The sequence below is a fragment of the Aeromicrobium sp. CFBP 8757 genome (assembly GCF_014841755.1).
GTDB lineage: Bacteria > Actinomycetota > Actinomycetes > Propionibacteriales > Nocardioidaceae > Aeromicrobium.
The window spans coordinates 82,925-96,082 of record NZ_JACYUM010000005.1 but is presented as its reverse complement, the minus strand read 5'-3'; the positions used below and the strand labels follow the sequence as shown (position 1 = coordinate 96,082).

The window sequence follows — 13,158 nt, the reverse complement described above, 5'->3', positions numbered from 1 at the left end:
AGGCAGTCACCCTAGTGCCGCGCGTGTCCGGTGCGCGACGTCCGTGACGCGTCGCGCGCCTCAGTGCGAGACGGGCTCGGCGAGGTCGCTGGCCGAGACCAGGTCGACGCGCTCGCGCAGGGCGGCCAGCAGGCCGTCGTTCTCGACCTTGAGCCGCAGGACCTCGTTCTCGAGGTCGGCGATGCGCCGACGCAGCGAGGCGGTCTGCTGGTGCTGCGCCGAGGTGGGTCCGCCGAGGTATCCGACAAGTGCTTTGGCCATGGCTGTTCTCCGCGAGCTCGGCTGCTGGTGAGGCGTGCTCAGGAGCTGCTGGGCACGCGGCAGGATCGACGATCCGCGTCTATCAGTCTCCCACCGCGTCCTGCCCCCGGTCAACTCCGCTCCGCGTGGCTAGGGTGAGCGGATGGACAACCTCTTCGCCCCGGTCTCGGGGGCGTGGCAGCCGGTGTCGCCCCGTCTGGCGACCGTCCGCCGGCTCGTGATCGGCGGGTGCGCGGCGGTCGTCGTGCTCGTCGGCGTCGTGCTCCTGGCCGTGATGCCCGACTTCTGGTGGATCGGCACGCCCGTGGCGGTCGTGGGTCTCGTCGGAGGCGTCTGGGGGCTCGTGTGGGCGGGACGCAACCAGCGCAGCTGGGGCTACGCCGAGAACGTCGACGACCTGCTCGTGACGCGCGGCGTGATGTTCAAGCGGCTCGTCGCGATCCCCTACGGGCGCATGCAGTTCGTCGACGTCCAGGCCGGGCCGCTCGCGCGGGCGTTCGGCATCGCGACCGTCACGCTGCACACCGCGAGCACCGAGACCGCGGCCGACATCCCGGGGCTGCCGTCCGACGAGGCGACGAGGCTGCGCAACCGGCTGACCGAGCTGGGCGAGTCGCGTGGCGCCGGACTCTGACGTCGCGGCGCCCCTCCCCGTGGCGTCCGAGACGCGCGGGCAGCGCACGCACCCCCTCACGGCGGTCGTCCGCGGGGCGCTCTTCGCGGTCGCGGCCGTCGTCGGCCTGGCGAGCTCGGTGTTCTCCGGCGACTCGTGGGGCAGGTTGTCGCCCCTCCTCAGTCTCGGCATCGCGCTGGTCGCGGGGCTCGTGATCGGCATGGTCGTGGGCTACGTCGGCTGGCTGTTCACGCGGTACGTCATCGACGGCTCCGAGCTGCGCATCAACACGGGCCTGGTGACGAAGTCGTCACGGCGCATCCCGTACGAGCGCATCCAGTCCGTCGACATCGCCGAGCCCCTGGTCGCGCGCGTCCTGGGCCTGGCCGAGCTGCGCATCGAGATGGCCGGCGGCAAGGACTCGCGCACGACGCTGAGGTTCCTGAAGCTCGACGACGCGCGCGACCTGCGCCGCGTCCTGCTGTCGCGCGCGCACGGCGAGGTCGACGAGCAGCCGGCCGACGAGCACCGCAGCATCATCACGCGGGTGCCGCCCGAGCGCGTCGTGATCGGCACGCTGCTGTCGCTCGACTTCCTGTTCGCGGCCGTCGGCACGGTCGTCCTGATGGTGCTGGTCTTCCGGTTCGGCGGCATCGTCGTGCTGCTCGGCGGCATCGTTCCGCTCGCGACGTGGCTCGCTCAGATCGTCGCGCGACGCGTGCTGCAGCAGTGGAACTTCACGCTGTCGCGGGGCGAGCGGGGGCTGCGCATCGAGCGCGGCCTGCTGTCGCGCACGTCGCAGACGATCCCGGTCGACCGGGTGCAGGGCATCGCGATCAAGGAGCCGTTCGTGTGGCGACGTCTCGGCTGGCAGCGCCTCGAGGTCGACGTCGCGGGGTACGCGGCGCACGGCGACGAGCAGGGGGGCGACTCGTCGTCGATCCTGCTGCCGATCGCCGACCCGGCGCTCGCGGCCGCCGTCATCGCCGAGCTGATGCCGGCCGCGACGGTCGCCGTGCCCCGCACGGCCGCGCCACGCCGCTCGTGGTGGTTCGCCCCGATCGGGTGGCGCTACCGGTGGGCGGGAGCCGACGACGCGTCGTTCGTCGCGCACGAGGGCTGGGTCGAGCGGACGACGAGCATCGTCCCGCACCGCCGCACCCAGTCGGTCGAGCTGCGTCAGGGGCCGCTGCAGCGCCTGCGCCGCGTCGCGACGGTCGAGGTGCACACGCCCAAGGGCCCCGTCGACGCCGACGGTCGCCACCTCGACGCCGGCGACGCCCGCGCCCTGATGCTGGCCCAGCTCGAGCGCGCCCGCGCCTCCCGCGCCTGAACCCACGCTTCGCGAGGCGACGGACGTCAGCCGCCGGAGGTCGCGTCCTCGGCGAGGGGGTCGAGCGGGCCCTCGACCGAGCGCGTGTCGAGCCAGCCGTCCGGCACGACGACGCGCTTGGGCGTGCCCTGACGTCCGCGCGGCGTACCGAGCTCGGCGACGGGGAACGACTCGGTCGGGTCGAGCCGGCCGAGCAGCTCGTCGAGCGCGGCGAACGACGAGACCATGCCGAGACGGCTGCGGATCTCGCTGCCGGCCGTGAACCCCTTGAGGTACCACGCGATGTGCTTGCGGAACTCGATGCAGCCACGCTCCTCGCCGAGCACCCCGCCGAGCAGCTCGGCGTGCCGTCGCATCATCGCGGCGACCTCGCCCAGCACCGGCAGGCCCACGACGGTCTCGCCGGCGAAGGCGGCCGCGAGGTCGCGGAACAGCCACGGACGTCCGAGGCAGCCGCGCCCCACCACGACCCCGTCGACCCCGGTCTCCTCGACCATGCGGATCGCGTCGGACGCCTCCCAGATGTCGCCGTTGCCGAGCACGGGGATGTCGACGGACGCCTTGAGCTCGGCGATCGAGGCCCAGTCGGCGCGCCCCGAGTAGTGCTGCACCGCGGTGCGCCCGTGCAGCGCGATCGCGGCGCAGCCGGTGTCCTGGGCGATCCGTCCGGCGTCGAGGTACGTCAGGTGGTCGTCGTCGACGCCCTTGCGGGTCTTCATCGTGACGGGCACGCCGTAGGGTGCGGCCGCCGCGACGGCCTTGGTCAGAATCTGGCCGAGCAGGACGTCCTTCCAGGGCAGAGCCGCTCCCCCGCCCTTGCGCGTCACCTTCGGGACGGGGCAGCCGAAGTTCAGGTCGACGTGGTCGACGCCGTGGTCGGCGCACAGGATCTCGACGGCGCGACCGATCGTGTCGGGGTCGATGCCGTACAGCTGCACCGAGCGGAACTGCTCGTTGGGCGCGAACGTCAGCATGTTGAGGCTCGTGCGATCGCCCTCGACGATGCCGCGCGACGTGATCATCTCGCACACGTACAGGCCCGCGCCCTGCTCGGCGCACAGCTGCCGGAACGGTGCGTTCGTGACCCCGGCCATCGGCGCGAGCACGACGGGCGTGGCGACCTCGAGGTCGCCGAGCCGCAGGGAGCGGGGCAGGGCAGCTACAGACACTCACCCATTGTCGCGCACCGGGCCCCAGCCCAGAAATGCGCAGGATCGTCGCTCACCGGTCTGATGCACTCAGCGCAGGCGGCCGGGGCCGGGTCAGGGCTTCCAGGCGATGGCGTCGGCGGTCGTGCCGGTCTGCAGGTTGATCGACCGCAGGGTGCGTCCCTCGGGCAGCAGGTAGACCAGGCACAGCCGGGCCGTGGCGCCCGGCAGGAAGCTCGCGGGCAGCGCCCGCGTCGGGCACGGCTTGAACGTGCCGACGATGTCGTTCGCGGGGACGTTGGTGGTGGTCGAGTCGAGCGCGAACAGCGGCAGCGACGTCCCACCCAGGCCCGCCGGCCCGTCGTTCGTGACGGTGGCGCGGACGTAGTACGGGCTCGACTTCTTCGTCGCGGCGTCGAGCGAGAAGAAGCGGAAGTCGTCCATCGAGCCCGCCTCGACCTTCGTCACGGTGACGGTCACGGCGCTGGTGGCGCCCTCGACCTCGTAGACGACGGTCGCAGGACTGCCGACCGCGAGCCTCGTCCCGCCCGGCGTGATCGTGACGCCCGCCGGGACGTCGAAGCCACGGGGCGTCGCGGCCGTGGGGGTCGCCTCCGCCGGCGCCGGGTCGGACGACGAGCAGGCCGCCGTGACCAGCGCGAGGGCCGTCGCCGCGAGGGCGGCGGCGGCCCTCGCGGGTCGTGTCGTGGATCGCGTCACGCGCCGATTGTGGCGCACCGCGGGTTCAGCAGCCCGGAAGGCGCGCCGCCAGGTATCCCGTCACCTGGTCGAGCGCGACGCGCTCCTGCTGCATCGTGTCGCGCGAGCGGATCGTGACGGCCTGGTCGTCGAGCGTCTCGAAGTCGACCGTGATGCAGAACGGCGTGCCGATCTCGTCCTGGCGGCGGTAGCGCTTGCCGATGGCCTGCGCGTCGTCGAACTCGACGTTCCAGAACCCGCGCAGCTCGGTCGCCAGGGCGCGTGCCTTCGGCGACAGGTCCTCGTTGCGCGACAGCGGCAGCACCGCGGCCTTGACCGGCGCGAGGCGGTGGTCGAGCTTCAGCACGGTGCGGGCGTCGGTGCCGCCCTTGGCGTTGGGCACCTGCTCCTCGGTGTAGGCGTCGATCAGGAACGCCATCATCGACCGGTTGACGCCGGCGGCGGGCTCGATGACGTACGGCGTCCACCGCTCGTTGGCGGCCTGGTCGAAGTACTGCAGGTCCTTGCCCGAGTGCTCGGCGTGGGTCTTGAGGTCGAAGTCGGTGCGGTTCGCGATGCCCTCGAGCTCGCCCCACGTCGACCCCGCGAACTCGAAGCGGTACTCGATGTCGACGGTGCGCTTGGAGTAGTGCGAGAGCTTCTCGGCGGGGTGCTCGAAGAAGCGCAGGTTGTCGGGCGAGATGCCGAGGCCCGTGTACCAGTCCATCCGGATCTTCATCCAGGTCTCCTGCCACTCCTCGTCGGTGCCGGGCTCGACGAAGAACTCCATCTCCATCTGCTCGAACTCACGGGTGCGGAAGATGAAGTTGCCGGGCGTGATCTCGTTGCGGAAGCTCTTGCCGATCTGGCCGATGCCGAACGGCGGCTTGCGACGCGACGTCGTCATGACGTTGGCGAAGTTCACGAAGATGCCCTGGGCCGTCTCAGGACGCAGGTAGTGCAGTCCCTCGTCGGACTCGACGGGGCCGAGGAACGTCTTGAGCAGACCGTTGAACATGCGCGGCTCGGTCCACTGGCCGCGGGTCCCGCACGCGGCGCACACGATGACGTCCATCTCGACGGCGTCGGGGTCGTCGAGGCCCTTCTTCTCGGCGTACGCCTCCTGCAGGTGGTCCTGGCGGTAGCGCTTGTGGCAGTTCTGGCACTCGACGAGCGGGTCGACGAAGGCCGCCAGGTGGCCCGACGCCTCCCAGACGGCGGTCGGCAGGATCACCGAGGAGTCGAGGCCGACGACGTCGTCGCGCCCCTGCACCATCGAGCGCCACCACTGCCGCTTGATGTTGTCCTTGAGCTCGACGCCCAGCGGCCCGTAGTCCCAGGCGGACTTGGTGCCGCCGTAGATCTCGCCGCACTGGTAGACGAATCCCCTGCGCTTGCTGAGGCTGATGACGTGATCGACGGTCGTTGCCATGAGGGGATGTTTCCAATCCGGCTGGGTGTCGGCGGGCCTGTGCGCGACATCGTGATGTCCCGCGCCCGAGGTGCACCCGAGTCTATCGAGCCCCTGCCGCCCACCGTCCCGCGGCCGCGGTTTCCCAGGTGGACCCCGGAACCTTCCGCTGTTTCCCAGGTGGACCCCGGAAGGTTCGGCGGTCCACCCCGCCTCCCAGCACCTCACCCCGATCGCACCAGGGGTGAGGTGCCGGCTTCCGGGGTGCGGCGGACGGCACGAGGGTTTCCCAGGTTCACCTGGGAAACCGCAAGGCACACGATTTGACAACGGTTGTCATGACGATTGAACATGGTTCTCATGAAGAAGACGTTGGCGCTGGTCGCCACCCTCCCCCTGGTCCTGTCGCTCGCCGCCTGCGGTGGTTCCGAGGACGGCGCGGCCGCCGACGGGAAGATCTCGGTCGCCGCGTCCTTCTACCCGTTCGCCTACGCCGCGCAGCAGGTCGGCGGCGACCTCGTCGACGTCGACAACCTCACCGCGCCGGGTGTCGAGCCCCACGACCTCGAGCTCAAGCCCAAGCAGGTCGCGTCGGTGCAGGACGCCGACCTCGTCGTGTTCGAGGAGCACTTCCAGGCCGCCGTCGACGAGGCCGTCGACCAGGCCGACCGCTCCGACGACGACACGCTCGACGTCGCCTCCGTCGTCCAGCTCAAGCCCACGCAGGCGGGCGCCGAGGAGGAGCACGAGGGCGAGGACCACGCCGAGGAGGACGACCACGACCACGGCGACGAGGACCCGCACACGTGGCTCGACCCCCAGAACATGATCGCGATCGCCAAGGCGCTCGAGACGAAGCTCGCGGCCGTCGACCCCGACAACGCCCAGACCTACGCCGCGAACACCACGGCCTTCGTCAACCGCCTGGCCTCGCTCGACAAGGACTTCCAGTCGGGCCTCGCGACGTGCAGGACCCGCACGATCGTCACGAGCCACGCCGCGTTCCAGTACCTCGCCGCGAGGTACGACCTGACCCAGGTGCCGATCGCCGGCATCGACCCGTCGAACGAGCCGTCGCCGTCGCAGCTGGCCGACATCACGCAGCTCGTCAAGGACCAGGGCATCACGACGATCTTCACCGAGGAGCTCGTCAGCCCGGCGATCGCCGACACCATCGCGAAGGAGACCGGAGCGACGACCGCTACGCTCGACCCGATCGAGGGACTGTCGGAGAACACGGCCGACGAGGACTACGTGAGCCTGATGCTGAAGAACCTCGACACCCTGGAGAAGGCCAACAGCTGTTCATGACACACGCTTCGCGCACCACACCGTCAACCGCACCGCTCCCCCTGGCGGTCCGCGGCATGACCGTGGCACTCGACGGTCGACCTGTCCTGCGACAGGTCGACCTCGACGTGTCCGCCGGTGAGTTCGTCACCCTGCTCGGTGCCAACGGGTCCGGCAAGTCGACGCTCGTGCGCGCCGCCGTGGGCCTCGTGCCGTTCAGCTCCGGCACGGTCGAGCTCTTCGGCACCCCCCTGAGCCGCTTCCGCGACCGGCAGCGCCTCGGCTACGTCCCCCAGCGGTCGCGCGCCGTCGCGGGCGTGCCGGCCACGATGCACGAGGTCGTCATGAGCGGACGCCTCGCACGGCGCCGGTTCGTCGGCTGGCGCACGAAGGACGACCTCGCCGCCGTCGAGGCCGCGATCGCCCGCGTCGGCTTGGCCGACCGCACCCGCTCGGCCGTCAGCGAGATGTCGGGCGGCCAGCAGCAGCGGGCCCTCATCGCCCGCGCCCTGGCGGCCGGAGCCGAGCTGCTGATCATGGACGAGCCGACCGCCGGCGTCGACCACGACAACCAGGAGACGCTCGCCGAGCTGCTCGCGGGTCTGGTCGCCGAGGGCACCTCGATCCTGCTCGTGGCGCACGAGCTCGGCCCGCTGCGTCCCCTGATCCACCGCGCCGTCGTGCTCGACGGCGGATCGGTGACGTACGACGGGCCCGTCGACGCGATCCGCGACGCCGAGCACGTCCACGTCCACCAGCACAGCGGTCAGCCCGAGAAGGCCGACGGCTTCAGCGGCAACCCGGTGGGGCGGCACGATGTTTGAGGCACTGCAGTACGACTTCATGCGGTACGCGCTCGTGGCGGCGGTCTTCACGGGCCTGGCCGCGCCGGCCATCGGCACGTTCCTGGTGCAGCGGCGCCTCGCGCTGCTCGGCGACGGGCTCGGGCACGTCGCACTGACCGGCGTGGCCCTGGGGCTCCTGGTGAACGTCGCCCCCATCCTCACGGCGGTCGTCGTGGCAGCGCTCGGAGCGGTGCTGATCGAGCTGCTGCGCATGTACGGTCGCACCAGCGCCGACGTGGCCCTCGCGATGCTGTTCTACGGCGGCATCGCGGGCGGCGTGCTGCTGACCAACCTCGCCGACGAGAGCGCCAACTCGCTCAACGCCTACCTGTTCGGCGCGATCACGACGGTCAGCAGCTCCGACCTCGTGCTCGTGGGGATCCTGGGCGTCGTCGTGATCGCGCTGTCGCTCGGGCTCTCGCCCCAGCTGTTCGCGGTGTGCCAGGACGAGGAGCACGCCAAGGTCAGCGGCGTGCCGACCCGCGCCTACAGCATCCTGATCGCGGTGCTCGCCGCCGTCACGATCACGGTCGCGATGAAGACCGTCGGCCTGCTGCTCGTGTCGGCGCTGATGGTCGTGCCCGTGGCGGCCTCGCAGCAGCTGACCCGCAGCTTCCGCACGACGCACCTCGCGGCCATGGCGATCGGCCTGTTCGCGGCGGTCGGTGGGCTCTTCACGAGCTACCAGGCCGACACCGCCCCCGGGCCCACGATCGTCATGATCGCGCTCGCGGTGTTCGCCCTCGCCTCGCTCGCCGGCGCCGTCATCGCCCGCACCCGCCCCCAGCGCCACCGGGTAGATTCGCACTAGGAGGACGTCATGGTCGATGCACCCCGCAACACCCGTCAGCGCCGAGCCGTCGTCGCGATCCTCGAGGACCTCGACGGATTCGCCAGCGCCCAGGAGATCCACGACATCCTCAAGAGGCGCGGCGAGTCGGTCGGCCTGTCGACGGTCTACCGCAGCCTGCAGGTGCTGGCCGACGCCGCCGAGGTCGACGCGCTGCGCAACGACGACGGCGAGGTCCTCTACCGCCAGTGCAGCGCCGGTCACCACCACCACCTGGTGTGCCGGTCGTGCGGCCGCACCGTCGAGATCGAGGGCCCGTCGGTCGAGCGCTGGGCCGACAAGATCGCCGACGAGAACGGGTTCCGCGACGTCGCGCACACGCTCGAGATCTTCGGCACCTGCTCGTCCTGCCCCGCCTGACGCGTGCCTGCTGCTCCCCGTCAGTCGGTGCGGGTGACGTGCGTGCAGAGGCAGACCTTGTTGCCCTGAGGATCGGCCAGCACCCAGAAGCGCGGCGCGTGCTCGTCGGTGACGAGCGTGCCGCCCGCCGCGAGCGCGGCGGCGATGCGACGGTCGACGACCTCGGGCGGCACCCGCACGTCGAGGTGCCAGCGCTGACGGGGCTCGTCGTGCGGGTCGCTGGCCTGGAACCAGATGGTCGGGATGCGCCCGCGCGGGTCGACGACCTCGTCGCCGCCGGTGTCGCGAGCGTCGAGGACCGAGGCCCAGAACGGCCGGATCTCGTCGACGTCGGCCGTGTCGAGGGCCAGCTCGAGCCGCTGGACGTCCGCGGGCTCCGCCGGGACGCCGAGGTCGGCGGCGAGCGCACTGACACGACGCGCCAGCTCGACGTCGCGCGCGGTCTTGCCGCCCGCGTCGTGCGTCGTCATCAGCACGTCGACGTGCGTGGACCGCAGCTCGACGTCGGGGTGGTGCTGCGCGACCTGCGCCGCCTCGCCGATCGCGGCGACGAGTCGCAGCCCCGTCGCGAAGTCGCCCGTCGCGAACCGGGCCTCGAGAGCGCCGTACATCGACCGCCAGTCGTCGAGCCCCAGCCGCGCGATCTGGTCACCGGAGAGCAGCTCGTCGGTCATGCCGCCACCCTAGGCCCGGCGCCTACGTCCCGTCGACGTCCACGTCGAGGTCGAGACTCATGCCGTCACCCGCGTCACCGGCCGCCTCGTCCATCGTGCCGCTGCCGTCGTCGTAGTACGTTCCGTCGGGTCCCGTGAACAGCAGCTGCCAGAAGCCGGGACGTGGCCACGGGCGATCGGTCAGGTCCTCGCTCGAGAGGTCGACCCGCGCCTCGCCGACCACTGCGCGCAGCCGCAGGTACGGCTCGACGATCGACCCGTGGTTGACGAGCAGCGACACGAGCTGTGCCGCCCGCGCCTCGGCCACGACGTCCGGCACCAGCAACCGGCGCAGCGGCCGCACGGCGCGACGTACCCGCACCGCGACGTACAAGGCGCGTACGCCGTAGCCCGCGCCGACACCGAGAGCGATCCCGTAGACCACCGCCGACCAGCGCAGGATGCCGGTTGCCGAGAACCAGCCGGCCGTGACCAGCACGACGCTCGTGGCGGCCGCCGTCCACCACGTGACCGCCGCGGCCCGGTCGAGGACCCGGGTCACGGACGTCGTCGCGCGGTCCCACTCGTGCCGAGGCATCGACGCCACGACGGTGCGCTCGCCCATCGGTTCCTCCTCGTCCCGGACCGTCCCCGAGACATGATCGACCGTCGAGGCTCCGTCCGCACCCTGCGGCGACCCGTCGCCGCCTACGCTGGGGCCATGACGATTCGGGCCGTGACGGGCGACGAGCTGACGGCGCAGGACGTCCACGACATCTGGCGCATCCGCGACGCGGTGTTCGCCGTCGAGCAGCAGTGCGACGAGGTGGACGTCGACGGGCGCGACCTGCTGCCGACCACGACGCACCTGTGGCTCGTCGACGACGACGGCATCACGAGCTACCTGCGCTCGTTCGTCGAGGACGGCGGGCGTCACGTCGGCCGCGTGTGCACGCGGCGCGACCAGCGTGGGCGTGGCCTGTCGGGCCGTCTCGTGGCGGAGTGCACCCGTCGCTGGGGCACGGGCACGCTCGAGCTGAACGCCCAGGCGTACCTCGAGCAGTGGTACGGACTGCACGGCTACGTCCGGTCGGGCGACAACTTCGTCGAGGCCGGCATCGACCACGTGCCGATGGTGCGCAAGCCGTCGACGTCCGCGCTCACCGGCAGCGACGTGCCCGACGTCGCGGGTCACGACGTCTAGCGGACGTCCTCCAGCGCCGCGACCGCCTCGGCGAGGTCGCCCTCGACCGTCGTGGCGTAGTCGTCGACCGCCGCGATGGCGGCGGTGAACTCGTCGGCGTACGAGAACGAGAAGCTGCGGTTCGCGTCGATGCTGTCGGCGAGCACCGTGGCACGGTCGATGACGACCTGCAACGCGTCGCGCACCGTCCTCGCCAGGGCCTCCTGGCCCTTCGGGACGCGCACCCGCGCCAGCTCGTCGCGCGCCGCGACGAACGCCGGGATCAGGCGCGACCGCACCGCCGCGCTGTCGCCGATCGGGCCGAAGCCCACCAGGTCGGTCGCCCGCAGCGCCAGCGCGTCGCGGGCGGCCCCCACGAAGTCGAGCGCGACCTGGGCGCGGCGCAGCTCGCGGTCCAGCCGTGCGTACCGGTCGAGCAGCGTCTCGGCGGTCTCGAGCGCGGTCGCGTACGTCTCGGACCGCTCGACGCCGTCGGGTGGCGGCGAGGGCAGCGTCGGCGGGTCGGCGATCGCGCTGCGCAGCGCCCGCCGCAGGGCGGCCGGGTCGTCGGCCGCGACGGCACCGACCTCGCGCGCGACGTCACCGCGGAACATCCCGACGTCCGACAGGTAGTCCTCGGCGGCCTCGTCGGCCCGCGCGACCTGCTGCGACTCCCGGTGGTCCTGGACGACGATCAGCGCCCCGACGACCGCCGCGATCAGGAGCGTCACGACGATCGGCAGGAACGTCACGAGCCGCCGTCCGACCGATGTCACCCGAACACCGTGCCACCCTGGGCGGCGCCGGGCAACGCCAGCGGGTCAGCCGTCGATGCTGGGCCGGACGCCGTGCAGCCGCAGGCCGTACGTCAGAGCGTCGACGAGGGCCTCCCACGAGGCCTCGATGATGTTCGCGCCGACGCCGACCGTGACCCACACGGCCTTGCCGTCGGTCGTCTCGATCAGCACCCGCGTGACGGCGTCCGTGCCGTGGCCCTGGTCGAGGATCCGCACCCTGAAGTCGGTCAGGTGGAAGCGTGCGACGTCGGGGTAGACCTGCTCGATGGCCTGGCGCAGCGCGTGGTCGAGGGCGTTGACGGGGCCGTTGCCCTCGCCGATGACGGCCAGGCGCACTCCCCCGGCCCGCAGCTTGACCGTCGCCTCCGACACGGCGTCGGCACCCCGCGCCGACTCGGCCAGCACGCGCCACGACTCGACGTCGAAGAACGACGTGCGGACGCCGTCGACCTCCTCGGCCAGCAGCAGCTCGAACGAGGCGTCGGCCGCCTCGAACGTGTAGCCGGACTGCTCCATCTGCTTGACCCGGTCGGTGACGCGCGCCAGCAGCGCGGGATCGCTCGCGAGGTCGTAGCCGAGCTCCTTGCCCTTGAGCTCGATCGTGGCCCGGCCGGCCATCTCCGACACCAGCAGCCGCATGTCGTTGCCGACCAGCGACGGGTCGATGTGCTGGTAGAGGTCGGCGTCGACCCGGATCGCGCTGGCGTGCAGGCCGGCCTTGTGCGCGAAGGCCGAGACGCCGGTGTAGGGCTGGCGCGCGTGCGGCGGGTAGTTCGTGATCTCGGAGATGGCGTGCGAGATGCGCGTGGCGTCGGCGAGGCGGCCCTCCGGCAGCAGCGACATGCCGAGCTTGAGCTCGAGGTTGGCGACGCACGTGACGAGGTCGGCGTTGCCCGTCCGCTCGCCGTACCCGTTGATGCAGCCCTGCAGGTGGGTCGCGCCGGCCTGCACCGCGGCCATCGAGTTGGCGACCGCGCACCCGGTGTCGTTGTGCGCGTGGATGCCGAGGCGCGCGCCGGTCGTCATGACGTCCTCGACGATCTCGGTGACCCAGTGCGGCAGCATGCCGCCGTTGGTGTCGCACAGCACGGCGACCTCGGCGCCCGCCTCGGCGGCGGTGCGGACGACCTCGAGGGCGTAGTCGCGGTTGGCCCGGTAGCCGTCGAAGAAGTGCTCGAGGTCGACGAAGACCCGCTGCCCGGCGTCGCGCAGGTGCGTCACGGAGTCGCGGACCATCGCGAGGTTCTCCTCCAGCGTCGTGCGCAGGGCGAGCTCGACGTGGCGGTCGTGGCTCTTGGCCACGAGGGTGACGACCGACGCTCCCGACTCGCGCAGCGCCGCGAGCAGCGCGTCGTCCGCCGCCGCGACGTTCGGGCGACGGGTCGCTCCGAAGGCCGCGAGCGTCGCGTGCCGCAGCTCGAGCTCCTTGGACGCGAGCTGGAAGAACTCGGTGTCCTTGGGGTTGGAGCCGGGCCAGCCGCCCTCGATGTAGCCGACGCCGAGGTCGTCGAGGTGCCGCGAGATGTGCAGCTTGTCCTGGACCGAGAGGTTCAGGCCCTCCTGCTGCGCGCCGTCGCGCAGGGTCGTGTCGTAGACGTGGAAGTCACTCACGTGCTGGTGGCCTGCGTTCACAGCTTCGTCCTTCGTCCGGGTCGGCGTCTCGGGCACAAAAAAACCTCCCACGATCGGGGAGGCAGCGCGTCGGGAGCGGTGTT

At 71.6% G+C, this 13,158-nt stretch carries 15 protein-coding genes; 7 read left to right on the top strand and 8 right to left on the bottom strand.

The features are described 5' to 3' along the window. Nucleotides 1–60: 60 nt before the first annotated feature. Nucleotides 61–261 carry a hypothetical protein gene (locus IFT73_RS14630; RefSeq protein ID WP_192168264.1) on the bottom strand — a complete coding sequence of 67 codons (201 nt, stop codon included), beginning with the start codon at nt 259–261 and terminating at the stop codon, nt 61–63. A 142-nt stretch (nt 262–403) separates the two neighbouring features. Between IFT73_RS14630 and IFT73_RS14625 the strand changes: the two genes are divergently transcribed. After that, entirely contained in the window at nt 404–895 is a 492-nt protein-coding gene (locus tag IFT73_RS14625) for a PH domain-containing protein (RefSeq protein WP_192168263.1), read from the top strand. Continuing rightward, the gene (locus IFT73_RS14620; RefSeq protein WP_192168262.1) at nt 879–2,207 is read left to right on the top strand and encodes a PH domain-containing protein; all 1,329 of its coding nucleotides are present in this window, start codon (nt 879–881) and stop codon (nt 2,205–2,207) included. The genes IFT73_RS14625 and IFT73_RS14620 overlap by 17 nt, the downstream gene beginning before the upstream one ends. A gap of 26 nt (nt 2,208–2,233) precedes the next feature. Here IFT73_RS14620 and dusB read toward each other — a convergent pair whose 3' ends face one another. The 3 genes from dusB to IFT73_RS14605 all read right to left on the bottom strand — a co-directional run bounded on the left by dusB (nt 2,234) and on the right by IFT73_RS14605 (nt 5,486). Then, a complete protein-coding gene (gene dusB / locus IFT73_RS14615; RefSeq protein ID WP_192168261.1) occupies nt 2,234–3,376 on the bottom strand; it encodes a tRNA dihydrouridine synthase DusB in 1,143 nt (380 codons plus the stop codon). Nucleotides 3,377–3,469: 93 nt separating this feature from the next. Next, the gene (locus IFT73_RS14610) at nt 3,470–4,075 is read right to left on the bottom strand and encodes a hypothetical protein (RefSeq protein WP_192168260.1); all 606 of its coding nucleotides are present in this window, start codon (nt 4,073–4,075) and stop codon (nt 3,470–3,472) included. Nucleotides 4,076–4,100: 25 nt separating this feature from the next. Further along, a complete protein-coding gene (locus tag IFT73_RS14605; RefSeq protein ID WP_192168259.1) occupies nt 4,101–5,486 on the bottom strand; it encodes a glycine--tRNA ligase in 1,386 nt (461 codons plus the stop codon). A gap of 339 nt (nt 5,487–5,825) precedes the next feature. Between IFT73_RS14605 and IFT73_RS14600 the strand changes: the two genes are divergently transcribed. From IFT73_RS14600 to IFT73_RS14585, 4 genes are read left to right on the top strand one after another with little or no spacing between them, the layout of a single operon-like run. Beyond that, nucleotides 5,826–6,776 carry a metal ABC transporter solute-binding protein, Zn/Mn family gene (locus tag IFT73_RS14600; protein ID WP_244633472.1) on the top strand — a complete coding sequence of 317 codons (951 nt, stop codon included), beginning with the start codon at nt 5,826–5,828 and terminating at the stop codon, nt 6,774–6,776. A gap of 56 nt (nt 6,777–6,832) precedes the next feature. After that, on the top strand, nt 6,833–7,579 hold the full coding sequence (locus IFT73_RS14595) for a metal ABC transporter ATP-binding protein (protein WP_244633471.1): 747 nt from the start codon (nt 6,833–6,835) through the stop codon (nt 7,577–7,579). After that, a complete protein-coding gene (locus IFT73_RS14590) occupies nt 7,572–8,411 on the top strand; it encodes a metal ABC transporter permease (protein WP_192168256.1) in 840 nt (279 codons plus the stop codon). Before IFT73_RS14595 ends, IFT73_RS14590 begins: the two co-directional genes overlap by 8 nt. Before the next feature lie 9 nt (nt 8,412–8,420). Next, the gene (locus tag IFT73_RS14585; protein ID WP_056609555.1) at nt 8,421–8,810 is read left to right on the top strand and encodes a Fur family transcriptional regulator; all 390 of its coding nucleotides are present in this window, start codon (nt 8,421–8,423) and stop codon (nt 8,808–8,810) included. Between the two features lie 20 nt (nt 8,811–8,830). Here the strand turns inward: IFT73_RS14585 and IFT73_RS14580 are convergent, their stop codons facing one another. Next, the gene (locus IFT73_RS14580; protein ID WP_192168255.1) at nt 8,831–9,484 is read right to left on the bottom strand and encodes a VOC family protein; all 654 of its coding nucleotides are present in this window, start codon (nt 9,482–9,484) and stop codon (nt 8,831–8,833) included. Nucleotides 9,485–9,506: 22 nt separating this feature from the next. After that, a complete protein-coding gene (locus IFT73_RS14575) occupies nt 9,507–10,088 on the bottom strand; it encodes a hypothetical protein (RefSeq protein ID WP_192168254.1) in 582 nt (193 codons plus the stop codon). 96 nt (nt 10,089–10,184) lie between these two features. Between IFT73_RS14575 and IFT73_RS14570 the strand changes: the two genes are divergently transcribed. Beyond that, nucleotides 10,185–10,667, top strand: a complete 483-nt coding sequence (locus IFT73_RS14570) for a GNAT family N-acetyltransferase (RefSeq protein ID WP_192168253.1) — start codon at nt 10,185–10,187, stop codon at nt 10,665–10,667. On the opposite strand, the gene IFT73_RS14565 is transcribed toward IFT73_RS14570, so the two are convergent. Next, nucleotides 10,664–11,422: a hypothetical protein gene (locus IFT73_RS14565; RefSeq protein WP_192168252.1), complete on the bottom strand. Its 759-nt coding sequence runs from the start codon at nt 11,420–11,422 to the stop codon at nt 10,664–10,666. The genes IFT73_RS14570 and IFT73_RS14565 overlap by 4 nt on opposite strands. Before the next feature lie 45 nt (nt 11,423–11,467). Beyond that, nucleotides 11,468–13,054, bottom strand: coding sequence for a citramalate synthase (gene cimA, locus IFT73_RS14560; protein ID WP_192168251.1), 1,587 nt, complete (start codon nt 13,052–13,054; stop codon nt 11,468–11,470). Between the last annotated feature and the right edge of the window lie 104 nt (nt 13,055–13,158).